This window comes from Treponema sp. Marseille-Q3903 (genome assembly GCF_014334335.1).
GTDB lineage: Bacteria > Spirochaetota > Spirochaetia > Treponematales > Treponemataceae > Treponema_D.
This window is the reverse complement of record NZ_JACSEU010000001.1, coordinates 1,762,041-1,788,309: the sequence shown is the minus strand read 5'-3', so window position 1 is coordinate 1,788,309 and position 26,269 is coordinate 1,762,041. Positions and strand designations below refer to the sequence as shown.

Here is a 26,269-nt window from a genome sequence, read left to right as displayed (position 1 = left end):
AAATCTATGTATGCTTATTGATTTTTTTTTAAATAATGCAATAATAGATACAGCTATGAATATAAAAAAACGCGGTGATAAATTACAACGCATTATCAAAATTGAACGTCAACTTGGAGAAATTCAAGATATCGATGTTCTCCTTGAACGCATTCTTACTGAGACAAGAAAGATTGTAAATGCAGATGCCGGTTCAATTTATGTTGTAGAAGGTAATAACCTTAAAATTAAATACGGGCAAAATGATACAAGCCTGAAGAAATTGTCGCCAGGAGAAAAGCTCCCATATACGTGCTTTTCTTTTCCGATAAATGAGCAACAGATTTGTGGTTATGTTGCGCTTAAAGGGCTTCCTGTAAACATAAAGGATTGTTACAGAATTCACGCCTCTAAGCCATATAAATTCAATAAAAATTCTGATATTACAACAGGTTACAGAACAAAATCAATGTACACTTTGCCTCTGAAGATGGCGAATGGCAAACTGCTTGGTGTGCTTCAGATTATAAACGCAAAAGACAAAAAAGGAAATTTAATTTCTTTTGATAAAGAAGCTGAACTTTTGATTTCTCACTTTGCATCAAGTGCAGTCCAGGCCTTACAGCATGCATATCTTACTTCCGATATGATAAAACGCATGCTAAAAATGGCAGAATTTCGTGATCCAAAAGAGACATATCCTCATGTTGAGCGTGTTTCTTTTTATTCTCTTGAAATTTATGACCGTTGGGCATTTAATCACAATGTCCCTCAAGAAGAAATACACCGATATCGTGATAATCTGAAAATTGCTGCAAAATTTCACGATATCGGAAAAATCGGCATATCCGACATGATTCTCAAAAAAACTTTTCCTCGTTTTACTGATGAAGAACGCAATATTATGAAGGGACACACAGTCATCGGCGCTCAGCTTTTTAATCCGCCTGACTCGATGCTTGACGAAATGTCTCTGCAGGTAGCTCTTCATCATCATGACAGGTGGGATGGAGGACCTTCAGGCTATCCGGGAAAAATTGAGCTTTCACAATTTAGTATAAAAGATGGTGTTGTCCCTGAATCTGAACCGATTTCCGGTGCCGAAATTCCTCTTTGTGCGCGCATTGTTGCCGTTGCAGACGTATTTGATGCTTTGAGCCATAAACGGTGTTATAAAGAGTCTTGGACAATAGAAGATTCGTTCAATGAAATTGAAAAAAACTCAGGAACTCAGTTTGATCCTGAAGTCGTAAAAGCATTCTTGCAAGTTCGCAGCAGAATTTGTTCAATTCAGCTTGCTTTCCCTGATGAGGCGGAAGATTGATTTATCAAAAGAATTTGCGAACAATGCAAACTTTTTTTTGTCATATCCTTCGTTGTAATGCTTGACTAATCCGATTTGTGCGAGCTGTAAATCGTAATTTCTTTGGGAAACAAGTTCTTTTATATTATCTTTTGTAAAAACAGTTCCTCTGTCGTTTATCGCACAGATTCCTTTTTCCACAAGCCGTTCTGCAAATAAAATATCTCGCGTGATAACTAAATCATATTTTTGAACATTTGCAAAAATATAGTCATCGGCAGCATCTTTTTCATCACTGCATATTACCATTTTGAAATCTGATTTTTCTGTTGATTTGATATGTTTGTTTGCTACAAAAACAATTTTTAGATCTAGTTTTCCAGCCATTTTTACACAGTGATTTCTCACAAGAGTAGGGCAGGAATCTGCATCTATCCATATTGTGGGCATCATAATACTTTATCGATTTTTGAAATCATCTCAAGTGTGCGCCGCTCAATTTCCTTTGTATCGGAATTGTTTTGCACCGGTGAAATTTCTTTTTCCATTGCAACTTTTTTCTGTTTTTCTTTATAAAGCTCATCGCAGAGCATTATCCCTGAGAGAATTGCGATTTGCATTGGAGTTTGTTCTGAATCTATTTTTTTTACGTCGTCTGTTATGCGCTTGTAATAACCGAGTAGTTTTTCAAGATATTCGTCGTCTTCATTCGCTTGAATAGTGAACGAAGAACCAAGCATTTTAATCTTTAATTTTCCCATCAGAAAATGTCGAATCCAAGTCCGTCCTGACTGTCTTCTTCCGAAGCAGATCCGTTTTCACTATGGCTGTCAAAGTCAGCTTGATCGTCAAAATCATCTATAGTTTGCATTGCAGGATTGTTGTATGTAACGATTGTTGATGTTTGTTGTGAGGCAGGTTTTGAAGCGGCTTGGCTGTTTTTATCAATTGAGAATGCAGTTTTTAGAACTGTGTTTTCAATTGAACTCAAACGGTCAAGCGCTTTTTTGATTCCCGACTCGATCTGGTCTTGTTCTGACTCAAAAGACGAAAGTTGCTCCGATTTGGCTGAAACCGCATTTGTGAGCTCTGTAACTTTCGTGCGCAGAGCATCGTTTTCTGCCTGTAACTGTTGTATTTTTGCAACAGCACTTTCTACCTTTTGTTCAAGAAGTTTTACCTGATCGAGCGAAATCATATATCAGATTCCTTAAGCTTTTACAGCTTTTTTTGCAGCTTCAACAACTGCCTTGAATGCCGCAGGATCTTCAATAGCCATATTAGATAGAGCCTTTCGGTTCAATTTAATACCCGCTTTTGTAATTCCATTTATAAACTGAGAATATGTTATTCCTTCATCGCGAACTGCCGCATTGATACGAGCAATCCACAATGAGCGGAATTCATGTTTCTTGTCATGGCGATCAACATAAGCGTGATCGAGGGCTTTTGTTACAGCGTCTTTAGCTGGCTTGTAATTTGATTTTCTGTCACCGCGGAACCCTTTAGCGAGTTTTAAAATTTTATTGCGGCGATTCTTTCTTTTTGTTCCGTCTACTGCTCTTGACATTTATTCACCTCATCAACCGTATGGAAGCATCTGCTTTCTGATTTTTTTTGCATCAGCTGCTGCAACATAACCTGTTTCACGAAGCTGTCTCTTTCTTTTTGGTGAACGCTTTGTCAAAATATGACGAAGATTCTGTTTCTTGTGCTTTACTTTGCCGGTGCCGGTGAGAGAATATCTCTTGGCAGCTGACTTTTTTGTCTTCATTTTAGGCATTTTTTTAACCCCTTATTTTGCGGCTTTTGCTGAGATTGTCATCGACATGTTTCTTCCGTCCATTGCGGCAGGCTTTTCGATGTTGTACGCCGAGGTAAGTCGCTTTAAAACCTCATTGAGAACGTCATAACCAAGTTCGGTGTGGGCAAGTTCACGTCCGCGGAAACGGATTGTAACTTTGACCTTATCGCCTTCGTCAAGAAATTCCTGAATATGTTTGGCTTTTGTGTCAAGATCTCCTGTTCCGATTTTCGGTTGCATTCGGATTTCTTTCAACTTAAGTACTTTCTGATTCTTCTTGGAATCTCGGAGCTTCTTTTCCTGTTCGAATCTGTACTTGCCATAATCAAGTATTTTACAAACCGGTGGGTTAGCATTCGGTGAAACTTCAACAAGATCTAAATCCTTGTCTTTTGCCATTTTGAGGGCTTCCGGTGTAGAAACTATGCCCAACTGATTTCCCTCGTCATCAATAAGCCGGACTTCGCGAACTCGAATCATCTCGTTTATACGCTGTCCCTTATTGTTGCTGTTTGTATTCACGTATGCCAATTATCCTCCTAGTGTTTGATAAAACACATTTTTAAACATATAGCGTGTATCTACATAATATAGTTTATTTTGTCTTCAGTGTCTAGATAAAATAACTTGAAGATTGTTGAAAGATAGCGTTGATAATAAAAATAGCTTGTGATGTGTTAGGAATATATACAAAATTCTGCATATTTCTTATGTAAATTCTGTTTTTAGTATTATTATATTTTTTAGTATCATTATATATAGTAAATAATTGCATTTCTGATAAACATATTATATGATTAAGCCATGAAAGAAGCGGAAAAAGATGATATTCGGAAATACGTAAAGCTCTCAATTGGAGTAAAACTCGTTCTTATTATTTCGGTGTTGACGATTCTATCGCTCGGAATTATTACACTTTTGGTTACTTGGTTTGGAAGCAAGGATGTTAGGATCAGTGCTGAGGAAAATAACCGCACTGTAAACGCACAAGCTGCAGGATTGGCAGAAAAAGATTTGTCTTCTTTGCGTGCAAACGCTTTTTTGCTCTTGGATATTTTAAACAGGACGGAAAGCGGAAGCTCTTTTGCAAAACAGGCAGCTGATTTTTACTTTGAGCGCAATCCTTCGGTTGCAGCTGTTTTAGTGACCGATTCGAACAGACCAGACGGTTTGGAGCGCAAACTTTTAAGTTCTGCATTTTTTATATCGAATGAATTAGATCCTTCTCTTATAGATACTTTTTTATCTCGTGAGCGTGATAAAATCCGTGAAACAGAGCGCGGCGTTATGAACGTGTTGAACGCTTCTCCGGTGGTCGAAAGCCCGATGCTCGTGCTGTGCTATCCATACACTGAACGTGGGTTAAATCAAGGGTTGGCAGTATTTTTTTCTGCCGAAAAATTAGCAGACAGTTTTGGAGCAGGGACACTGCAAACGACATATTTGGTCAACGATGACGGAGATGTACTCATCCATCCCGACTTCAACTTGGTAAAAAACGGCGCAAACGTCAGCAATTTTTCGCTGTTCGTACAGATGCGCGAAAACGGCGACACAAACCGCCAGCTTCTTGTGACAGACGACAACGGTAAAAAATATTTTGGTACATACCGTCGCCTTGCTTTCGGGGAACTCGCTGTTTTAACGACAGCGGATGCAGAAGCTCTTTTGGAGCCTGTCACCGATACGACGCGGCGCAATGTATATTTGAGTGTTATCGTGTTGTTCCTTTCTGTTGTGTTTATATGGTTCTTCTCAAAATCGATAAGTAAGCCTGTAAAAACACTTGCGCATGCCGCAGGACAAATAGAGCATGGCGAATACGAACTTGATTTAAAGCCAAAGACAAAAGACGAGCTTGGTTTTTTGACATCGAGCTTTGTGAAAATGGGTAAAGGGCTTGCCGAACGTGAAAGACTTAAAGATTCGTTCGGACGCTTTATCAATAAAGAGATTGCGGAGCTTGCAGCGCGCGGAGAACTTGCGCTAGGCGGTGAAACTAAGGAAACTACGATTTTCTTTTCAGACATCCGCTCGTTTACCGCAATTTCAGAAAAACTTGAGCCGTCGGAAGTCGTTGAATTTTTGAACGAATATATGACGGCGATGGTAGAATGCGTGAACATGACGCACGGTGTTGTCGATAAATTTATCGGAGATGCTATTATGTGCGTATGGGGAGCGCCGACTTCGTCCGGAAGTCCGAAAGAAGATGCTCTCAACTGCATCCGTGCGGCTTTGCGCATGAGGGCAGCTCTTCTTGCTTTCAATCGTGGGCGCGGCGGAGACAAAAAACCGATAATCCGCATAGGATGCGGTATCAATTCGGGACCTGTAGTCGCAGGTCAAATCGGTTCGGAAAAACGAATGGAATACACTGTTATCGGGGACGCTGTAAACCTTGCTTCTCGTACGGAAGCTTTGAACAAGCCGATGGGAACAGACATCCTTATCACCGAGTATACGTACAATCTGGTGAGCGAGCATGTTCTTGTTGAAGAAATGCCGTCTGTCACCGTAAAAGGTAAAGAAAAACCGCTGAAAATGTATGCTGTCATCAATATGCCTGCCGAAGACGACATCCCTTGTGCAGGTGCGAAAGGACCAAAATCTCTCAGTCAAATAAGGACAGCACTCGGAATCCCAACTCCCGATTTTGCAAAGGTAAATCTCAATGAAGACGAAAAGAAATACAAAATACAATCCTGATTCTCCGAGCGCGATAAGCGTATTGCAGGATATCGCTGTCGTTGTGTTTTCTCTCGCCGCAGTTTTATTTACAGCGCTGTTGTTTTATCGCGATGTGAACAAAACTCTTGAGCGCAGCGATAAAATTCCTGTTGCAACAGTTTCGTATAAATATAAAAGCGTACAGCGAAAATTTCTCGACCGTTCCGTGTGGGATAGACCAGTGCAATATTCGCCTGTGTATAACGGAGACATTATCCGCACAGCGCCTTTATCGGAAGCGACTATCAACTTTCCCGATCAAAACGTCATAAACGTCGGCGCTAACACTATGATTCAAATATTTAAGCCGGAGCAAAAAGACGAAACTGACGTGCAGGTTGCCGAAGGAAAGATTTCGGTACAGACGACAGGAGCGGCTATGACCGTGCACTCGAACAATGCGTCTGTCAATATAGAAAAAGATTCCGTTTTGCACATGCAAAAACTTGAAGCAGAACATGATTCCGATTCATCAATCGACGTATTGCGTTTGAGCGTCGAAAAAGGAACGGCTGAACTAAGCAAAATTGATGACGGTTCTACAAACGCCGGTGCAGCAGGTTCAAATTATTCAACGCAAGGAGAAATATTAACCGAAGGGACTGTCGTGAATACAGAAACTTTTGGTTATGAGGGTGAAATGACCTCTGACAGAAAAACGGAAAACGAAGGTGCGATAAGGCGCTTTGTTTCGGTTATAAGTCCTGCTACAGGAACGAAAATACTGAACAAAAGCGCCGAACGTAAAGCTGTCTCTGTTCCGTTTAAATGGTACAGCACTTTTGCCGACAACAGCGAGATGATTTTTGAAACGTCCCGCAGCCGCGATTTTTCGCAGAATGTGCGCAGAGTGTCTGTTACCGGCTTAAAAGAACTGACTGTCGATGAGGGTTCCGGTACCGTTTATTGGAGACTGTACTCCGCCGAAAAAGGACCGAAAGACGTTTCTTCAGATTCAGGAAAATTTACAGTGTTGGCGGCAACTCCGCCTGTGCTCCTTGAGCCGGCTCCCGACAGGCGTTATGCATATAAAGAAGTCATTCCTGTTGTGCGCTTTTTGTGGAAAGGAAACGAAGTTTGTTCTTCATATCTTCTCGAAGCGGCTTCAAATCCGGATATGAAAAATGCAGTTGCGAAGCAGGTGAGAAGTGAATCGATTTCGCTTGTTCTTCCAAGTGATGGAACATGGTACTGGAGACTTACGCCGATATATGCTAGCGAAGACGCAGCGAACAGAACACCGACTCCTATATCTGTTTTTTACATAGAAAAACAAAAAAACTTTGCTCCAATCGAACAGCTTGCGCCCGGAAAAATCGCCGATACGGCAGAAGGTAAAAGCGTAACATTTTCTTGGAAAAACGTAAACGAAGTAAAAAAATACATCCTGCGTGTTTCAAAAACAGAAGATATGAACAATCCTGTTTTGGAGCGCTCTTCAGACATCAATTATTATGAACTGAAAAACGCCGCAAAGGAACTTCCTAACGGCACTTATTATTGGGCTGTCGAAGGGCTAGATAAAAACGGCGAACGCTTAACTTCAAGTGCGGCTTCTTTTGTAAAAACGCGCGACAGCGAAGTTATTCTTCGTTCGCTTTTCCCTCCTGAAAGCTACGTGTTGGCCGACACTCTGTGTCTCGATACACGCTTTACGTGGAAAACTAATTTGCAGGGTGAACAGCGCTTCCAAGTGTCTGCAACGCCTGATTTTTCATCTCCTGCTATCGACATAAAAGCGCAAGGTTCCGGTATTGAAGGTATTATGCTAGACAGAGGTGACTATTATTGGCGCGTTGTGCTTAAAAACGAAGACGAAACTTTTCATACGCCGACAAAAAAGCTGACAATAGCTTCTGCGCTCCCTCGTCCCGAACTTATAGGAGTAGACGATTCTGTCATTGTCCGCCCTGATGTAAAAACGACATTTGCGTGGACGGCTGTTCCTCTCGCCGATTATTATCAGGTGAAAATCACAGAACCCGGCATGGATTCTGTTCCTCTTTATGAAAATTTGTATATTACAAGCACAGAAGTAAAAATGCCTTTGCAGTCTATAAGCGAGGGGCAGTATGTCATACACGTGCAGGCTTTTGCCGCAGCAACTGTTACATCGAGCAGACGCTACAGCTATGCCGCTAACAAAACTTTCAACTTAAATCACTTGCGTCCGGTAGAACTCTTGTCTCCTGTGCGCGGTGCAAGTATATCGGGAGTAGATGCAGCGCTCAATCCAGGCAACCTTGAATGGAGCTCTGTTGCAAAACCGGTAAAAACACGTCTCGTACTCGAAAAAGTCGGTAAAAAAGGCAGCATAATTTCAAAATCGAATCCTGCTTATACAGAGAAACTTCCACCTCTTGATGCAGGAACATACCGATGGCGCGTTACCGCCGAAACAGAAGATGGATTTGACATTTCGTCTTTGAAGGACGGAACTTTTACAGTTTTACCGATTCCGCCTCTTAAAAAAATTACCGTTTCTTTCCCTGCAGAAAACCAAACGTTTGACGCAAACTTTTTCAAGACAAACCGCAATATCGTGTTCCGCTGGAAAAGGAACGCTGAGGCAACGCATTATTTAATCAAACTGTACAGCGCAAAAAAGCAAAAGATTTTTGAACGCGAAATAGCGGCAAATGAAGTTTCTGTTGGAGGAAATCCAGACGATTGCTCATTTGTATTTACAGAACTTGCAAAATTATCGCGAGGAACATTCTATGTAGATATACGCGCTCAACGGCGTTTGAATAACGGAATCTTGTTCCAAGAGGGAAACGCTTCTGTGCGCTACTTTGTCATAGATTTGCCGCAAACAAGAAAGATAGAAACAGATGATGCGGGAGTGCTTTATGGACGATAGGCGACTTTTTTCTGCATTATGTATTTTTGTCGTTTTTGTGTTCTCGCCGTCTGTAAAAGCTCATGCACAGGCTTCCAACGGTGCGTCAAAATCAGCGCGAGAGAAAAATAGCGAAACGACGCACTGTTTTATCGAAGAGGGTGAAGGCGGCTCTGTTTTCTACCAGAGGCTTTCGTGGCAGTCTGTTGACAATATTCTTTGCTACGAGTTCGAGCTTGAACAACAGGATGAAAAAGGTAACTGGCATCAAATTGATAAAAAAAAGATGAAAGAAAACTTTACAGATGTGTCGTTGCCGCCGGGAAATTATCGTTACAAAATAACTGTCATCAACTTGCTAGAGCAAGCTGAAGCAGCGAGTGCGTTCCGTAATTTTGAAATTTTGATTGCACATCAGCCAAAAGTCGAATCAGTGTCGCCGCAAGTCATATACATGGATGAATTTTTTGACGGCATCTTTGCTGCTTTAGGCGCAAACTTTTTGCAACGCACCGTATTTTCACTGAGCAAACAGGGCAGCTCTCCTGTTCCTCTTGAGCCGGTTGAACTTTCCAAAAACGGGAAAAAAGCCCAATTTGAATTAAACTTGAATAAATTCAATCCCGGAGAATATACCTTTATCGTTAGCGATATAAGCGGCTTGACTGACAAGAGCAAAACCGTAACTTTCAGATTTCAAAAGCCTGTCGACGCATATATGTCGGTCGGTTATACATTTACAGGTTTTGTGGGACAAAGTGTTTTTAAAACGTATTATGACCGCAACGTTGCTCCATTATGCGGTATGTTTCGCTTTTCACTCCTGCCTATAAAAAGAACTTACGGCTGCTTTGGATTTAACGTGACTTATTCTGCCGCGATGATGGACTCAAAACAAGAATATTACACGCTGCACGGAACATTTATGACAGCTCAGCTCAACGCTGTGTACATATATCCGATTATAAAACACCGCTTAAACCTCGACATACACGCTGGTGGTGGTGCCGCCTTCTTAATAAACAGCAGATTTGTGTTTGAAGATTCCGGCGGTGTACAAAGTCCAACGTATTGGTATTGGGGCCCCGGTATCAGTTTGGGAACATCGCTTCAGCTGTTAAATGTATTTAAAAAAATGTATGTAGAACTTGGCGCAGAGCATTTTATTGTGTTCAGAAAAGGTATGCCTAAGTATATAATTCAGCCCGAAGTTTCGGTCGGATGGATGTTTTAAAGGATACGCTAAAATGTGCTTGCAGTGAGCATAGGCGTAAGGTTTGTATTGGTAGTAGATTTGTTCGAATAAGAAAAGGAGTCCTGTTATGCGTAAAATCAATACGGTCTTTATTGGCGTCGCTTTTATAGCGGCATTGTTGACTATAACCGCTTGCAAAGCGCTGTTTTCGGACATAGAAGAAGATTTTTCTTATTGGGCATCGGAACCAATCATCACCGGTTTTAGAGCGGCATCTGCGGTACAGCCGAGCGATGAGGGCTTTCAGTGCGTGCCGTCAGCAAGTGATGTAGAGCTTACTCTCACAGTTCGCAATCCAAAAAAGTTTTCGTTTATAATGCCGGATTCTTTAGGAGCGCCGACTGATATCGTAACGTTCGGAAGCGATGTACACGATAGTTCCAAAACAAATCCGCCCGTATACGGCACTGATTATACGCTTGAGCAAAGCGCTCAAGATAGTTTAAAGCTCACGTATAAAGAGGCGTTTTTAAAGCGTTACGAATGGAGCAGTGCAAACATAGGGGCTGCAATTAAACTTTACAGCACCGACGGCAGAAAATTCAATCAAACATATAAGTTCAATCTGGAAGCGAACACACCGCCTCCGAACCCTGCGCCCGTCGAAGTTTCTGACGATTTTCACATAGCGCTTTTTAAAACGGCAACAGCCGATTCTCTTGGCAAGCGCTATTACGTTTTGTGTTTTAAGGTAGACTATATGCCGGGCGAAAACGTGATTTCAGGTGTTCCTCTGTACGGCGACATCAAAAGCGTGTGCGTGAGTAAAAATGACGGCGCAGAAATTTCTTATCCTATCACACTCAACTCTGGGTATACCGACTTTGATATATCGAATCCCTCTAATATTGCCTTTATAGCGAAAGACGACGTAGCTCCTTTATCTTCTACGGAAGCTGCAGCTTTTTTAAGCAGCCTACAGCCTGATAATGTTCCTTCCGCTTCGTGGACGCTCTATCTTAAAACCGACATTGAAGTCGGCGGCGCTACGGCAAAATACGGCATTCGGCTTTTTGATGGGAAACTCTATTCCGCTTTGTCGGAACAGACTATTGGTAAGCGCGCGCTTCCGACTCCTAAAGTATTCGCTCATCCTGATATAGACAATGTAGCCGTTTTCGGCGTGTATACGGAAGGAAGCAGCATTGTTTCATCTGGTACTGCAGCAAAAGTAAATTCCAACGATTTAAACGGCAGCGGTGCTAATAACGGTTCGACCGCGACTAACGCAATTCCGGTTTACAGCGCATACGGAGAGGCTGTAAAACTGATGATAAAAAAGAATGAGGCAACAGATTATCCTGCAGGGGTTACCGTAACGGGAAGCGCGGAGCTTGTGTCAGGCGCTTCTATATCCGGTACTGCATCATTTATGGCGGGACAAAGCGCTGTCGTTACTCTTCCTTCTCCGACGGAGGCTGGCGGTGAGACAGTGTACAAAGTTACCATTCAGGCAAAGGGCGAAGGTTTTGACGACAGTGCAACGCGCACTCTGTACTATAAAGTACGAAGGGAACTAAAAACGGTTAACAATTTGCCGGTGTGGTATATGCTCGGCGCCGCCATAGAGAAAATCCCCTTAGGCGGGGCAGGCACCGTCAAGATAAGCGGAATATTAAAGGCGGAAAGCATCGGCTATCCTCCACATCCCGACGGTTCATCTGTAGTAAACAACAGCACTATAGATGTCAGCGGGAAAAAGGATTCGGGTGATTATCCGGGCAGAACGGTTACCGTCATAGGAGATAACAAAACTTCTTCGATACTCGATGCTTCAAATTTATGCAGCGTATTTAATGTAGAATTTAACGGAAAGCTCATTCTTAAAAATGTAACGCTGCAAAATGCTAAAAATGATGACGGAGGTTACGGCGGCGGTATCTATATAAGCGATAACGGTTCTTCTGTAGAAATGACCGATACTGATATTACAAATTGTACTGTCACCGCAGCACCTATACTGGGCGGTGCGGTATATATCAGAGAAGGCGGAAGCCTTACCGTCGGATCAGGCTGCGTGATCTCCGGTAACACTGCGCCGGGTGGCAAAGGCGGGGGCATCTATGTACAAAGCGGCGGCACGTTCAATATAGCAGGCGATGCGAAGATAGACGAAAACAACGACGTGTACTTGAAAAAGAACGAAGATCCGCCGTATGACTCGTCCAAAAACGCAAAGCTGACCGTAACGGCGCCTCTTACCGGTATGCACACCGTCGCAAAGATAACGCCCGAAGATTATACGGCAGGCGTTGCAGCCGTAAACGCCGCTTCCGGCGTAAGTCTGGCGGAGTATGCAGGCAGGTTTAAAATAACAGATCAAACTATCATATCGCCGCTTTCGACGGTTCCGTGGAAGCTCATATATAACAGCAATAATACGCTTGTACTAAAAGCTAATGTTCCGATAACAGTAGACGGAACCGATCCTAACGCGTGGAAGACTCTGAAAGAGGCGATTGAGGCGGAGAGCGTGGAAAACGGCGATAAATTCATTATACAGGGTACGATAAAAGCGACAAGCGCTCCCGGAAACAGCGGTGTGATTACCGTAAGAAAAAATATTTCCATAAAAAAGGGCGGAACTTCAACTCCCATACTCAACGCAAACAGCAACGGCACCGATCGTCCTCCAACGCCTCACCGCATCTTTACCGTAGAGAACGGCGGAGAATTGACTCTTGACGGTATTCAGCTGGAAAACGGCAATGCAGGTACGTGGAAAGGCGGTGCAATCCTTATTAAAGAAGGCGGTAAGGCGAATATAACAAATACGTTCATCTATGGCTGCAAAGCGAGAAACGGAGGCGCAATCTATAACGAAGGCTCGCTCAGTTTGTCCCTTTGTCACATAGGCGCAAGCGGTAACCCGAACGAAGCTACGTCATACGGTGGGGCAATATACAGCTACGATAAGACGACCGACTCTGAAAACTGTACGATTTTGGGTACGGATATAAGTTATAACGAAGCTACGACAGGTGGGGGTATATGTATTATAGGGGGAAAATGTACCATCGGTCCGAAGAACGCAACACTGACTTTGATCGATCACAATATGTGTTCCGGTAGCTCGACCAATGTAGGCGGAGGCGGCTTATATATCGGAACTTCTGGAGTTTGTACGATAAGCGGCGGTACAAAGATTTCGAATAACAGTTCTCAAAACGGCGGCGCATTCCTCATAAAAAGTGGTTCGCTTTATATGGAAAACAATTGTATTGTCGAGCAGAATAAGGCGAAGAAAGGCGGCGGTATTTATATAACGGACAGTAGCGGTAGCGCTGAGATACTTTACTGCCATGTAAGACAAAACGAAGCGCAAGATGATGGCGGCGGCATTTTCGTTGCCGGAGGCGCATCTTGTACCCTCGACGGTGTAAAGATGCAAGACAACACCGTAAACAACGGCAAGGGTTCTGCCGTGTATGTTTCTAAAACAGTCAATAAAACGCCGACCCTTACGCTCAAAGGTGATGTGAAGATAGGAACAAGCGATCCAAACTCAAACACTATCTGTTTGGGCTTTTCTCTTAGGCTTCCTAGCAATATTGTAGAAAGCGCTTTTGTTTCGGCAACATCTACCGGTTTATCAGACTCATCTCACATCAATATTGAACCCGAAAACTATATAAAACAAAACAAGAAGAATTTGATCAAGGGCGAAGGTATAGGCTGGAAAGACAATCTCTTTCATTTAACGAATATACCGGCATCCAAAGGAAGCTGGAACTTGACTAAAAGTCTTGGCGGAAATGTGAATAACGATAGATTGGCGCTTGAAAGGACAAGTGCTAATCTTACAGCCTCAGGTACTACAGGAGACTGGAAAGCGCTCAAAGAAACCATAGAAAGCCTGCCTTCCAACGGCGGAACCTTGATCCTAAACGGGATATTTAAAGCAACTTCCGGCGATGACAGCGGCGAAATTATTGTGAGAAAAGTACTCACGATAGATGGCGGCTCTTCTGCCGTTATCGATGCAGACAATAAGTGCCGCATATTTAATTTGCAAAGTCCTTTGACATTGAAAAATATTACGCTTGAAAACGGCAATGCAGGAACGGGCAGCGGCGGCGCAGTATACGTGTCTACAGGAGAACTTGAGATAGAAGGAAGTACTCGTATTGTGCCTTCAACCGGCAGCGATGAAGACACGCCCGGCAAAAACGATGTGTATTTGAAGGACGGCACGATGATTGATATTAAAGGCGCTTTGACCGGCGCCGCTTTCGTCGCACGCATTACGCCGGAAAAGTACCGTTCTGGCACGCAGGTGCTTGACCGCGATATAATAAGCGGAACAGCGCAGAACTACAAGAAATTTAAGGTAACGCTGGTTAGTACACCGCAATTGTACGTCGGCTCCAACGGCAAGTTGACAACTACTCAGCCTTAACCTTGACGGCAGCAGACAGTATGCTTTGATTTCATTTGAATACGAAGAGTAATCCGTATCGCTTTGTTTTATTTTGCTGTTTATCTGTACTAATATTTTGTAAATCACTAGAATTGCAGACATGGCAGAATTTGTTTCTTCTTTTATAACGGGCTTTCAAGATGTCGTATCTTCTGACTTGCCTGCGCGTCTTAAAGGCTGTAAAATCATCGATGTTTTTGACGGACTTGTGCATTATTCTTATTCAGGAAATTCTCGCGATTTAGAGAAAATATTGTACTTTAACAACACTTTTTTTGTCATCAAGACTGTAAAAGGCAACGGGTTGAATTTTCCTTCGTTAGTGGGAGTTGTCGGTGCCGAAAATAAAAATTATATGATAAGCCGCGGAACTTTTCGTGTTCGGTTTGTCAAAGAAAATCAGTTTGCAAAAGTCGACAAGAATATCGCCCGCCGCGCAGAGGAGACTGTCACCCGCAATTCAAAGCTCTTTCTAGACCGCGTTTCGCCTTCTACAGAAGTATGGTACAGCATTCGACGTGAAGGATTTGCGTTTTGCGGGCAGCTTATTTCAAAACGTGAATTCACCGAAAAAAATCTGAACAAAGGAGAGCTTCGTCCGGAAATCGCTTATTTGCTCTGCTGTTTTACGGGAGTAAATGACGGCGATGTCGTTCTTGACCCTTTTTGCGGATTCGGCTCTATTCCAATTCAACTTGTAAAACATTTCCGTTTTTCAAAGCTTTTTATCAGCGACATTGATAAAAAAAAGATTGATTTTGTCGGCGAGAAAAAACAGTTCAAAAACGCGCAAAACATCAATATAAGAGTCTCTGACGCATTTTCGCTAAACCACATAAAAGATAAATCTGTAAACATTATCATCACAGATCCGCCGTGGGGTTTTTACGAAGATATCGGCGATGTCGTTGGATTTTATGACAAAATGTTTGAGAGTTTTAAAAGAGTGCTCGCCGAAAACGGAACTGTTGTCGTGCTTTCAGCGAGAAAAGAAGAACTGGAAAAAGCTGTTACCGATTCCGGTTTAAAAATTGTAAAAAGCCTTCACACTCTTGTAAACGGGAAAAAGGCAGGAGTTTATAAAATCGGATTTTATAATCAATAACATGGAGCCACGTACATAGGAATCATCTTTTGTCGATTCATATCCTTTATAACCCGTTCAGGAAGCCCTAGAGCTGCCGCCGTTTTTGCTGTTGTGTAATCATTTGCTTTTTCAACCATGTAGTCTATAAGCCTTTTTCGTCTTCTTTCGTATTTGTAAGTTACAACTTTGATGCCCGGCTTTGAAAGCTCGTCTTCAGCCATATCGACTAGCATATTTTCCCACGAATCGATTTTGTCAATCAAACCGTTTTCCAGCGCCTGCTTTGCCGAGTACAAGCGACCATCCGAAAGTTTTTTTGCAGTTTCATACTTTATGCTTCTGCTGTTTGCTACTATCGACACAAACTGTTCGTAGCATTCGTCGCACATCGATTGCATGATTTTCTTCTGTTCATCGGAAAAAGGCTCATTGTAGTTCATCATGTTTTTATTGCTGCCGGAGTGTACTGTCGTAGATTTTATCCCAAGTTTTTCAAACAATCCTGTGAGGTCGTAAGATGTTCCCATCAACACGCCGATGCTGCCTGTCAAAGTGTTTCTGTTGGCGTAGATTTTATCTGCGGCGCATGAAATATAATATCCGCCGGAAGCCGCTATTGGTCCTTGATATACAAAAATCGGTTTCCCACTTGTTTTATAGTCTTGAAGCGCCATGTAAACTTCATCTGACTGATAAACAGCACCTCCCGGCGAATTTATATAGACTGCAAGTGCCACATTTTTTTTATCGTTTTTCAGATAATCGATCGTTTCAAGAAGCCAATCTTGGTCATAATCTATATTTTTAACTCCGATTGTTCCTTCTATATATAAAGCCGCAATCGATCCTCTTCTGTAAGCGCTTGCTTCTTTTCTGTCAAAATTTTGTGAAGCGTTGTATTCATTTGTCGTGTTTGAATTGTTCCATATCCTGCTTCTGTTGAATTTGAATATTGGAAAGTCAACAGGATGAAAAATGTCTAAAGCGATATAAACTATCAGCAAAATTAAAATCGCGATGAAAGTTATAAAGCCTTTTCTAAATTTTTTGCTCATTTGTCTGCAAATCCTCAGGTTTCAGTTTTCCCATATCGAGCGCTTCTTTTAGCATTGAATGGTATGCATTCACAAAAGACATGTTCATATACGGCACAAGCCAAAAATAACCGATTCCGAATGAAAGCGTAGCGAGAATTCCCCATCCTATAAAACTTAAGTGCATCACAAATAAATCGCCTTTGTGCCCGTTTGTTATGATTTTGCTTATTTTCATCGAGCGTGTGACAGACATATCTTTGAATTCGTTTACCAAATAAAACATCTGAGAATATGCGAGCGATTTTACGATTCCGGGAATTATGAACAAAAGCGACCAGAGAAAAACCCACAAAAACCGCCATACACCTGTCAAAATTGCACGCCACCAGTTGTTCAATCCTTCAAAAAACGCTTTTAGAGACAGTTTTTCAGGAGAGTGAGACATTTTTAAGTACACCCCGATTGCAGCCATTGTAAAAATTGATGAGACAATCAGCCTTATAAGCGTCGATGCCCATGTAGTCGAAGTCGCATCGCTGTATAAAGTATAAAATTCGTTTACATCAAAACTTGTATATTCCATGAGAATTTGAAAACTCTCTTTGTTAAACATTCTGTAAAAATTTGGAATTTCGAAAATAAACATTACAATCTCAATAAGCAATGTCATCAAAACAACAACTGTCCATCTTCCTTTCAGCTGGCGCACCGCAAAGTTCTTGTATTTTTTTCGTTCAAACATTAAAAACCTCTCTTGTTTGTGATAACCGTATTTTAATGCGAAAGCAATGATATTTCAATCATTTTATGATATATATATTTTATGAAATTAATCTGCGGACCGATGGCAACTATTTCGCATCCGGCTTTTCGTATTCTTCTTGAAAAATTTGGCGGCTGCGACGAATATTTTTCGGAGATGATAAATGCGGGCACTCTTTTGACAGGCGGACCGTTCGAAAAATACTATATTGACCCGTCTCCCGTCCCGCAAAAAATCGTCTGGCAGCTCACCGGCAGGACGGCGGAGCAGATGTATGAAGCTGCAAAAAAAATCATAAAACTTCCCGGAATCGGCATTGACATAAATATGGGATGTTCCGCTCCCGATATTTACCGATATGGAGCTGGAATCGGCTGGATGCTCAAGCCTCTTGAAGAAACGCAGGAGATGATAAAGGCTGTCGCAGAGGTGATGAAGTCCGACTGTAAAAAAAGATTCAGCGTAAAACTGAGGCTCGGCGACGACAATTTTACTGAGCAAAAGTTTTTTGAGTTTACAGACATGCTTGTCAAAAACAATGTTCAGCTGATTACGCTTCACCCTCGCACAAAAAAAGAAAAATTGACAAGACATGCGCGCTATTTTTACTGCCAAAAGCTTTGCGAAAGATACAAAGGAAGCGGAGTTGAAATTTATCTAAATGGAAACGTAAAAGACAGAGCGAGCATGGAAAAAGCGCTTTTTGAAGCTCCCGATGTCAGCGGAATTATGATTTCGAGGGCGGCTGTTGTGCGTCCTTGGATTTTCCGAGAAGTTAGCGGTGGAGATTCTTTTAATGTAGATATGCTCCAAATTGGGCTTGACTACATAAGCGATATTGAAAAATATCAGCCTGTCGAATTTTGGAAAACACGATTGCAGAGATTTTTTGCTTATTACAGCGATAATTTTATGTTTTCTCATTTTGCAAAAACGTCGTTTTTAAATGCAAAAGATAATCATGATTTGCGCAATCGGTTAAATGCGTTTTTTGAAAAATGCCCTGAGGAGCGCTATAAAAAAGTCCCATAATGTGCGATGAGGTTTTGTTTCCCTCCCGTCGCTTTTGTTTCCCGCCCGTTCGCTGTTTTGTTTATAGAAATCTTTTGTTTGCATACAAGCAGTTTTTATGTTAATCTCAATGAATAAATTGAAATCAACAGGCACGAATCCGTCATCAGTCTACGGCGGACACGCTTTGCGTTAGGAGTAAAAAAAATGGCAAATAATTCAGATACACACGCATGTACTTTAGAAAAAATCATAAGTTTGTGTAAAAGACGCGGTTTTGTTTACCAAGCTTCGGAAATTTATGGCGGACAGGCAGGGGCTTGGGATTACGGTCCGCTCGGCGTTGAATTTAAACGAAACATTCAAAACGAGTGGTGGCACTACATGACACAGCTTCACGATGATGTTGTCGGACTTGATTCGGCTATTTTTCAGCATCACACTACATGGAAAGCTTCCGGACACGTTGACCATTTTTCGGATCCTATGGTCGACTGTATTGAATGCAACGCCCGCCATCGTGCAGATAAACTGATCGAAGATTTTGTTCAGTCGCATCCTGAAGTGACTTTGGAAAAACCTGTTGATACAATGACTCACGACGAAATGTCAGTGTTTATAAATGCTAACATCAACTGTCCTGTCTGCGGTTCAAAAAATAGAAAATATACGGCAGTGCGCGAGTTCAACCTGATGTTCAAAACTTATCAGGGACCAATCGCCGACGATACTCACCTTATTTACCTTCGTCCGGAAACGTGTCAAGGTATTTTCACAGATTTTAAAAATATTGTTCAGTCAAACAGGATGAAAGTTCCTTTTGGAGTTGCGCAGGTTGGAAAATCGTTCCGCAACGAAATCATCTTTAAGAATTTTATTTTCCGCACTTGTGAATTTGAGCAGATGGAGATGGAATATTTTTGTAAGCCTGGAACAGAAGATGAGAGTTTTGAACGCTGGAGAAAAGACAGATGGCAGTTCTATCTAAAATACGGAATTCCTGAAAAACAGCTCAAGTGGCATCACCACGACAAGCTTGCTCATTACGCTAAAGACGCTTACGATATCACTTACAATTACCCAATCGGTTTTGAAGAGATAGAAGGAATTCACTCTAGAACGGACTTTGATCTTTCTCAACATCAAGCGTATTCAAAAAAGGACATGTCTTATATCGACCAAGAGGATGGAAATAAAAAATATATTCCTTACGTGATTGAGACTTCTGCCGGTTTGAACAGAAACTTCCTTATGTTTTTGTGCGAAGCTTACGAAGAACAGAATGTCGGGACAGATGGAAACGAAGATTATCGCACAGTTCTTCATCTTGACCCTCGTCTTGCCCCAATAACAGTCGCAGTTCTCCCTCTGATGAAAAAAGATGGGCTTGCCGAAAAAGCAAAAGAAATTCAACATCTGCTTAAAGAAGATTTTGTAACCGACTACGACACTTCTGGAACTGTAGGAAAGCGTTACCGCCGCCAGGACGAAGTTGGAACACCGTTCTGCGTAACTGTAGACTACGACACAATTCAACAGACAAAAGACAATGAATTGTACAATACTGTCACTGTTCGATACCGCGACTCTATGGAACAGGAACGGGTTGCACTTGATGATTTGATTCCATTTATTCAAAAAGCAATCAAAAACTACAAACATGTTGTGAGAACTGACAGATAAGGTTTTATGCATAGATGGAATACGTACGTTTAGGAAAGACAAATTTATTGGTTTCGCGAGTAGCGTTCGGCGCAATGAGGCTCACAGAAGCCGGCAGCGATGAAGACGCCGGTCTGATTGTCCGCAAAGCTTATGATTCGGGAATAAATTTTTTTGACACTTCTCGCAAATCTCCCGAGAGCGAAAAACTGCTCGGCGACGCCCTCTATGACATCAGACGCAACGTATTCCTTTCTACAACAACTTCTTCCAAAACATCTGAAGAAATCTGTAAAGATTTAGAGACAAGCCTGATGACGCTCCACTGCGATTACGTAGATCTTTATCAGCTTGAAACAGAGGTTTTTCTCCCGCGCCCCGATGGAGCTGATAAAATCTATTCGACTCTTCGGAAGTTTAAAGAAGATGGAAAAATAAAGCACTTTGGCATTGTGACAACAAATTTTGAAACTGCTAAAAATGCAGTCGAATCTGACCTTTACGAAACTATTCAGTTTCCGTTCAGTATGATTTCTTCAGAGGAAACTATTGAACTTGTAAAGCTGTGTGAAGAACACGATGTGGGATTTATTGCGATGCAACCGCTATGCGGCGGACTTGTTGAAAATATTCCGCTCGCTTTCGGATTTTTACATCAGTTTGAAAATGTGATTCCTATCTGGGGTGTTATGACATCGGCGCAAATGGATCAGATTTTATACTTTAACGAACATCCGCCTGTAATCGACGAAAAATTCCACGAAGATGTAGAGCGAATAAGGATGTTTTTTAATTAAAGGTTTTGCATGCTAAAGCTTTAAAAGAGCGCAACGCCCGGTTTTCAATTTGATTTACGTGCGGCAATTTCGGACGGCACTTTCAATTCAGTTTCCGGGCGACTTTTTATCAAAAAAATCAATTAAATGTGTTTATGTCTATCTCTTCAAGCTCGCTTACAGATTGATTTTCTGTCTGAGACTTTTTGACACTCTGCTGTGCAAGTTTTTCTGTTTGCGTTATATCTGTTCCTGTTTGCGATGTTCCTGTTTGCGATACAGCCGTCACAGCTGCCGGGGAAATCGCCTTGTTTTTTTCTGCAATAATTCTCATAGCATCTTGCTGTTCCTGTTTTGTCAAAATACGTAAAACCGTAATTCCCGATTTTGCGCCAGTCTGTATAACTTTTTGAGCACCATGTTCATCTCTTTCTGTAAGATATTGAACATACGGACATCGAGGGTCGCCGGGAGTTGAATCTACAACTTCCGCAACTTTTTTATCGGAAAGATATACATAAGTTCCGATAGGGTAGAGCGAAACAGTATAGAGCAACGCTTTTATTATCGCATCGTCGTATTTTTTTTCTTTGTTTTGGAGCATTTCAAGAAGAGCTTCAAACGTTGAGCGTTCGTCTTTGTAGCTGCGCGGTGAAGATATTGCCTCGTATGAACATGCGACGGAGATGATTTTTGCAATCGAAGTGATTTTATCGCCCGTTATGTGACGAGGATATCCTGTCCCGTTTTCATTTTCGTGATGTTCAAGAACGCCAAGTTGAATTGAAAGAGGAAAGTTCAAATCTTTTGTTATTGTATATCCAAAAAGAGTGTGTTTTGAAACTTGTGCTCTCTCATTTGCCGTAAGCCTCTTTGGAGTCATATAAAGTTGAGGAGGAAGGCGGAGCATTCCTATTTCGTGAATAATGCATGTAACCCCAAGGTCAATCATCTTTGACAGAGGAAGATGAAGTTGAAGCCCTATCGCAAGTGCAACAACTGTACATCTCATCGAGTGAAGAACAAGGAAGTTTTTTTTATTTGCGTCAAGAGTCGGGTTTATCCGGAGGATGTATCTTTTGTGTTCCTTGATGAAAATTACCAAATCCTGAACAGTTTCCGAAAGTTCGTTCTGGTTTATTTCTTTGTGGGTGACAAAATGAGTGAACACAGATTCAATGTAATTCATGTATTCATTATAAACTTCTCTGACCATATTCATTCTGTCTATGTCGTTGTTGTATGTTGCAGAGTGCTTTGAATCTTCAATGATTTTTTTGACATTTAAATTGATTTTTTCTTTTGAAGCCTGTTCTGAAAAATCGTCATCGGTAGAACCTTCAATACCAATATCACCGCCAAGACTCAAAGAACCTTCACACAAAAGGTTTTCAAATCCCCATGTGTTTAATGCTTTGATCATGTCATCATTTACTTCTGCCGTTTTTGGCAAAAGCAAAAATGTGTTATCTATGAACAGATCGCCGGAGAAAGTCATGTCTTTTTTTAGTGATGCAGTTGTAACCGTAACCATCTTTAAAATAACCTTTATTACTTATCGGCATTTTATAGTAAAAATTTAGAGCAAATGTTAGAGATATCTATAAAATTGCAAAAAAACAAATGTTTATAATCTTTGATGTTTATAATCTTTGCAAAACATGATTTTAAAGCAAAAAAAAAAGTTGAAAAGTCTCACACACTTTTCAACTTTTTTTTAAGTAAACATTTTAGTAAAACGGACTCTAATTTTCAGATGTCTGGATGTCTTTCCCACCCGAAAAATATCATCAACACTTTTATTATCGGTAGTGAGTATGGTAGGACTTTAGCATTTTTGTGAAATATGATGAAAAATATTTAATTTTTTTTTATTATTTCAATATTGACTTTTAGTTATTTTTTTTAGATTATGTTGTAGATATGAGTGGAGAATCAATTAATCGTGCATATCTTGAAACACTTATTTTTTCTGACTTGGTGAACCTTGCAGATAAATATGGTGTAGACGTTCCTGATGATTTGGACAGGCGTTTTCTTATCGCCGAACTCCTTGAGCTTGTTGAAGAGTCAGGCAGCAATAGCAATACTGAAGAAATGAAGATTTCACATGATGGAAGCAGTGAAAACACTGTAGTTTTCATCGGCAACTACAACGAAACTCAAATTTCATGTATTTTGCGAAATCCAGCATGGTTGTTTGTTTTCTGGAACATCAGTGAAAACGATTCTACAAAAATTAAAAAATCGGTTGGCAGCTCTCTAAAATTGAGGATATGTTCATTGTCAGATTCAAAAAGTATGTCGGTTATCGATGATTTTGAAGTGCAGACAGTTACAGACAGTCAGGAACAGTATGTTCTTATTCCAAAAGGCAAAAAATTTTTAAAAGTTGATCTTATCTGTGAGTGTGCAGGAACAAAAGAAATCCTCGCATTTTCACCTGTAGTTACAATTCCACATGGTTCTTCTTTAGTCAATGATTTGCAGCCTGGTCGCGATGTTCATTTTTCTCCGGTTGTTGAACTGTCAGGAATGAAATTGATTTTGACTGAGCAGTATAAAAATCACAGGCATTCGTTTTCATGAAATTGCAGTGCAGCAGGATAAAAAAATGCAGAAAAAAGTTTGTATCGTTATAAAAGCAAATCAGGAGTTTATCCGACACACCGGCGAAGATGTCAAAAAGAATGCGGCTGTTTTGAACAATCTTTTTGAGTCTATCTCCGATGTATATATTCCAATGCTCAGGATGATAGATAAACTCAATCTGGCGAAAATTCCGTGCAGATTCGCTGTTGTCCTTCCTCCTGTTTTGTGTAACTTGCTTTCCGACGATTCTATTCAAACGCTTTATATCGACTGGCTTAATAAAAAAAATGAACTTGGTCTGAGCGAACTTGAACGAAATAAAAACGATTCAAAAATCACACAGATAATCAAATCCGAGATTTATGAAAATGAAGAATTGAAACAAGATTTTGAAAAAAAATATCAAAAAAATCTTATTGAAGTCTTTTCAAAACACATGAAAAACGGAACGATAGAGATTCTCGGAACATGCGGAACTGAAATTTTTATGCCGCATTATATCGATATGAAAGAAGTCCTTTCGGCGCAAATTGAATGTGGGCTTTATGCATACAGGCAGTATTTTGGGGTTGCTCCCGAAGGTTTTTGGCTTCCTGATTTTGGGTATGCTCCTGGTGTTGAAAAATTAATTCGCGCTTACGGCTATACATATACAATTCTCGACGCACGAAGCATTTTGTTTGCAGAAAAAATCCCAGAAACCGGAATCTTCTATCCATCAAGAACGGAAAATTCTCTTGTTGTATTTTGTCGCGACAACAAAGTTGATGAAGAGCTCTACGGCTATTACGGCTATCTTTATTCGGTCAATTACAGAAATCAGAACAGAGACATTGGATACGATCTTCCAATCGAAGAACTTGCTCCTTTTATTGAAAGCGGCAGTTCAAGATATTCCACAGGTTTTAAATATTGGAACAGATGGTTCAAAGACGAATCAAAATCGGTTTATGACAAAAACGAAGCTCTAAAACAAGTTGAAAAAGACGCTGAAGCTTTTGTTGCAAACAGAAAAGAAACTTTAAATAAAGCTGCAGAACTTTTGCCGAATCAGAAATTTGTTGCGGAAATATGCACGTTTGATGTTTCAAAAATGAGCAGACAATGGCACGAATGCATCTTATGGCTTGAAAATATTTTCAGGGCTTTTGAAAAAACTGATGTTGAAGTTGACACATGCTGCAATCTTTGTGAGGATCAGTACAATCTCGAAAAAATTGAACCGTATTATTCTGCGGGAATCGGAGAAGGCTATGGTGAAAATCTTCTTTCAAGCAAAAATTGCTGGATGGCGCGTTATATTAAAAAAGCTTGTGAAAGAATGGTAGACCTAGCAGACAGGTTTCCTAACGATACAGGGCTAAAAACAAGGCTTTTGAATCTTGGTGCGAAAGAGCTTTTGCTTGCTCAAAGTTCAAATCTGGCAGACATGATCGATAAAGATGAACTCCCTGAATTTGCCGAAAGGCGCTTCAGAGAATCGATAACAGCGTTCACCACAGTATTCGATTCACTAGGGTCAAACACTGTCAGCACAGAATGGTTGACTAAAATTGAAATGAAAGATTCTGTATTTTTATGGATGAACTACAGAATTTTTTCCAGAAAGAAATAAAAGTTACAGCTGAAAAATCACGACCGGTCTATCATGAGGCTGTCTTTTATCATCTGCATCATATCTATTTGATATTTTGCTGTTTGAATCGCTTGTTTTGCAGGGTCAAACCTCTTGTCGAGCTCCAGACATTTTTCCCAAATTTCAATTGATTCTTCCCATTTTGACTGCAAATATAATTCAAGCCCCATCTGGAAATAGTCATCTATCTGTTTTTGAATTATACTTCTGCCTTTATCACCGAACATGATTTTTACAGAAAGCCCGATTCTGTTTAGTGGTGCAAACGAAGTCGTCAAATCAAGAGTGTAATTAAAATTAAACCTTATTTTTGCCACTTCAAATTCAAATCCTGTGCTAAACCTCGGATTTGAGCCTTGCAGTGAAAAACCTGCAAGCCACTGAATAAAATTTGTAAATTGAACTGAAACTCCGAAATTAAAATACGGCAGAAGGTAAGAGCTCGAAGCTAACACAAAAGGTTGCTGAACTTCAAACGTCAACGTGACAGGTTTTATAAATTTTAGTGACATTCCACCGGAAACATAAGATGGGAGCGGATCGTCAATTTTTAATTTATTTCCAAATCCTGTTACGGAAACACCGATGTTTTTTACAGAAAAACCTATGCGGACATTCGGTTCTCTCGAAGAATAATATTTTAAAAAGTTGAATTGGAATAAAGCTCCAAAATCAAAAGCAAAGGCAAGAGCGCTCTGTTCAAGCCCCGAACCTTTTATAATTCCGTTTGTGTTGTCATCAGTGTAGTTCGGCATCCCTCGCCATGATGTTTTTGCGGTTCCGCCAAGCGCAGCTCCTTTAAAATCATATCCTGCAAGAAAATTGTAAGAAGCATTGAACGCCGCAGTCGTTTCTGAATAATAATTTGTCGCAACTCTGTCACCAAAATTATTGTATTCAGAAAAAGGCACATAAAAGCACGTTATATATGAGCCAAAACTTAGGTGAGTGATTTTTTTTGACCTTGTTGTAAAAGCGAGAGTTTCGAGCTTTGAATCTGCAATCCACGAGTTATGGAAAATGGCTGCTTGAGTTTCTTTTTGAACACATCCGGCAGCCGGATTGTAATTCAGATAATTTATATCATCGCAAAGCCCAACATAAGCGTTTCCAAGGCTCTCTGTTCTTCCTCCAAACGGAATCAGCATGGAACGAAAAGTCGTAGTTCCTTCGTTCGAATCTGAAAAAGAATTAAAAAAATCAGAAAGCTTTGATTGGATTTCCGAATATGACTGAGAATGAAGGGTTGAATAGCTTTTTATGAAATTCGGGCATATCACTGATAAAAAAAAGAGAGCGATTGAGATTTTAAAAACATGGCGGCATTTCATAATATCTAATTTTCTTTTCGGAATTTTCATTCTTTTCAATA

General features: G+C 40.8%; 21 protein-coding genes. 11 read left to right on the top strand and 10 right to left on the bottom strand.

Annotated elements, in window-relative coordinates; translation table 11 throughout:
- The first annotated feature begins 10 nt into the window (after window positions 1–10).
- The gene (locus tag H9I37_RS08115; RefSeq protein ID WP_255422522.1) at window positions 11–1,303 is read left to right on the top strand and encodes an HD family phosphohydrolase; all 1,293 of its coding nucleotides are present in this window, start codon (window positions 11–13) and stop codon (window positions 1,301–1,303) included.
- Here H9I37_RS08115 and H9I37_RS08110 read toward each other — a convergent pair.
- The 6 genes from H9I37_RS08110 to infC are packed head-to-tail and all read right to left on the bottom strand — an operon-like array spanning window position 1,265 to window position 3,617.
- Window positions 1,265–1,735 carry a DUF188 domain-containing protein gene (locus H9I37_RS08110; RefSeq protein ID WP_187381981.1) on the bottom strand — a complete coding sequence of 157 codons (471 nt, stop codon included), beginning with the start codon at window positions 1,733–1,735 and terminating at the stop codon, window positions 1,265–1,267. The genes H9I37_RS08115 and H9I37_RS08110 overlap by 39 nt on opposite strands.
- On the bottom strand, window positions 1,732–2,043 hold the full coding sequence (zapA, locus tag H9I37_RS08105; protein WP_187381979.1) for a cell division protein ZapA: 312 nt from the start codon (window positions 2,041–2,043) through the stop codon (window positions 1,732–1,734). Before zapA ends, H9I37_RS08110 begins: the two co-directional genes overlap by 4 nt.
- The gene (locus tag H9I37_RS08100) at window positions 2,043–2,480 is read right to left on the bottom strand and encodes a cell division protein ZapB (RefSeq protein WP_187381977.1); all 438 of its coding nucleotides are present in this window, start codon (window positions 2,478–2,480) and stop codon (window positions 2,043–2,045) included. Before H9I37_RS08100 ends, zapA begins: the two co-directional genes overlap by 1 nt.
- A gap of 12 nt (window positions 2,481–2,492) precedes the next feature.
- Window positions 2,493–2,852, bottom strand: a complete 360-nt coding sequence (gene rplT / locus H9I37_RS08095; protein ID WP_187381975.1) for a 50S ribosomal protein L20 — start codon at window positions 2,850–2,852, stop codon at window positions 2,493–2,495.
- A gap of 12 nt (window positions 2,853–2,864) precedes the next feature.
- Window positions 2,865–3,065 carry a 50S ribosomal protein L35 gene (rpmI, locus tag H9I37_RS08090; protein ID WP_187381974.1) on the bottom strand — a complete coding sequence of 67 codons (201 nt, stop codon included), beginning with the start codon at window positions 3,063–3,065 and terminating at the stop codon, window positions 2,865–2,867.
- A gap of 12 nt (window positions 3,066–3,077) precedes the next feature.
- The gene (gene infC, locus H9I37_RS08085; RefSeq protein ID WP_187381972.1) at window positions 3,078–3,617 is read right to left on the bottom strand and encodes a translation initiation factor IF-3; all 540 of its coding nucleotides are present in this window, start codon (window positions 3,615–3,617) and stop codon (window positions 3,078–3,080) included.
- 273 nt (window positions 3,618–3,890) lie between these two features.
- On the opposite strand from infC, the gene H9I37_RS08080 reads away from it, so the two are divergent.
- From H9I37_RS08080 to H9I37_RS08060, 5 genes are all read left to right on the top strand, one after another.
- Window positions 3,891–5,795 carry an adenylate/guanylate cyclase domain-containing protein gene (locus H9I37_RS08080; protein ID WP_187381971.1) on the top strand — a complete coding sequence of 635 codons (1,905 nt, stop codon included), beginning with the start codon at window positions 3,891–3,893 and terminating at the stop codon, window positions 5,793–5,795.
- Window positions 5,761–8,679, top strand: coding sequence for a FecR domain-containing protein (locus tag H9I37_RS08075; RefSeq protein WP_187381969.1), 2,919 nt, complete (start codon window positions 5,761–5,763; stop codon window positions 8,677–8,679). The genes H9I37_RS08080 and H9I37_RS08075 overlap by 35 nt, the downstream gene beginning before the upstream one ends.
- A complete protein-coding gene (locus H9I37_RS08070) occupies window positions 8,669–9,892 on the top strand; it encodes a hypothetical protein (protein WP_187381967.1) in 1,224 nt (407 codons plus the stop codon). Before H9I37_RS08075 ends, H9I37_RS08070 begins: the two co-directional genes overlap by 11 nt.
- Window positions 9,893–9,980: 88 nt before the next feature.
- Window positions 9,981–14,312 (top strand): right-handed parallel beta-helix repeat-containing protein, encoded by a 4,332-nt coding sequence (locus tag H9I37_RS08065; RefSeq protein ID WP_187381966.1) that lies wholly within the window; start codon window positions 9,981–9,983, stop codon window positions 14,310–14,312.
- Window positions 14,313–14,433: 121 nt separating this feature from the next.
- The gene (locus H9I37_RS08060; protein ID WP_187381964.1) at window positions 14,434–15,438 is read left to right on the top strand and encodes a methyltransferase domain-containing protein; all 1,005 of its coding nucleotides are present in this window, start codon (window positions 14,434–14,436) and stop codon (window positions 15,436–15,438) included.
- Here the strand turns inward: H9I37_RS08060 and sppA are convergent.
- Window positions 15,432–16,475: a signal peptide peptidase SppA gene (sppA, locus tag H9I37_RS08055; RefSeq protein WP_187381962.1), complete on the bottom strand. Its 1,044-nt coding sequence runs from the start codon at window positions 16,473–16,475 to the stop codon at window positions 15,432–15,434. The two genes, H9I37_RS08060 and sppA, sit on opposite strands and share 7 nt — an antisense overlap.
- The gene (locus tag H9I37_RS08050) at window positions 16,459–17,199 is read right to left on the bottom strand and encodes a DUF975 family protein (protein ID WP_187381961.1); all 741 of its coding nucleotides are present in this window, start codon (window positions 17,197–17,199) and stop codon (window positions 16,459–16,461) included. Before H9I37_RS08050 ends, sppA begins: the two co-directional genes overlap by 17 nt.
- 81 nt (window positions 17,200–17,280) lie before the next feature.
- On the opposite strand from H9I37_RS08050, the gene H9I37_RS08045 reads away from it, so the two are divergent.
- From H9I37_RS08045 to H9I37_RS08035, 3 genes are all read left to right on the top strand, one after another.
- Window positions 17,281–18,252 (top strand): tRNA-dihydrouridine synthase family protein, encoded by a 972-nt coding sequence (locus tag H9I37_RS08045; protein WP_187381959.1) that lies wholly within the window; start codon window positions 17,281–17,283, stop codon window positions 18,250–18,252.
- Between the two features lie 186 nt (window positions 18,253–18,438).
- On the top strand, window positions 18,439–19,914 hold the full coding sequence (locus tag H9I37_RS08040; RefSeq protein WP_187381957.1) for a glycine--tRNA ligase: 1,476 nt from the start codon (window positions 18,439–18,441) through the stop codon (window positions 19,912–19,914).
- 14 nt (window positions 19,915–19,928) lie between these two features.
- Window positions 19,929–20,690, top strand: coding sequence for an aldo/keto reductase (locus tag H9I37_RS08035; RefSeq protein WP_187381955.1), 762 nt, complete (start codon window positions 19,929–19,931; stop codon window positions 20,688–20,690).
- Between the two features lie 118 nt (window positions 20,691–20,808).
- Here H9I37_RS08035 and H9I37_RS08030 read toward each other — a convergent pair whose 3' ends face one another.
- On the bottom strand, window positions 20,809–22,203 hold the full coding sequence (locus H9I37_RS08030) for an HD-GYP domain-containing protein (protein WP_187381953.1): 1,395 nt from the start codon (window positions 22,201–22,203) through the stop codon (window positions 20,809–20,811).
- 389 nt (window positions 22,204–22,592) lie between these two features.
- Here H9I37_RS08030 and H9I37_RS08025 point away from each other — a divergent pair, with 389 nt between their 5' ends.
- Window positions 22,593–23,258 carry a DUF4912 domain-containing protein gene (locus H9I37_RS08025; RefSeq protein ID WP_187381952.1) on the top strand — a complete coding sequence of 222 codons (666 nt, stop codon included), beginning with the start codon at window positions 22,593–22,595 and terminating at the stop codon, window positions 23,256–23,258.
- Window positions 23,259–23,283: 25 nt separating this feature from the next.
- Window positions 23,284–24,876, top strand: a complete 1,593-nt coding sequence (locus tag H9I37_RS08020; protein ID WP_187381950.1) for a 1,4-alpha-glucan branching protein domain-containing protein — start codon at window positions 23,284–23,286, stop codon at window positions 24,874–24,876.
- A gap of 17 nt (window positions 24,877–24,893) precedes the next feature.
- On the opposite strand, the gene H9I37_RS08015 is transcribed toward H9I37_RS08020, so the two are convergent.
- A complete protein-coding gene (locus H9I37_RS08015) occupies window positions 24,894–26,258 on the bottom strand; it encodes a UPF0164 family protein (RefSeq protein ID WP_255422521.1) in 1,365 nt (454 codons plus the stop codon).
- Window positions 26,259–26,269: the final 11 nt, after the last annotated feature.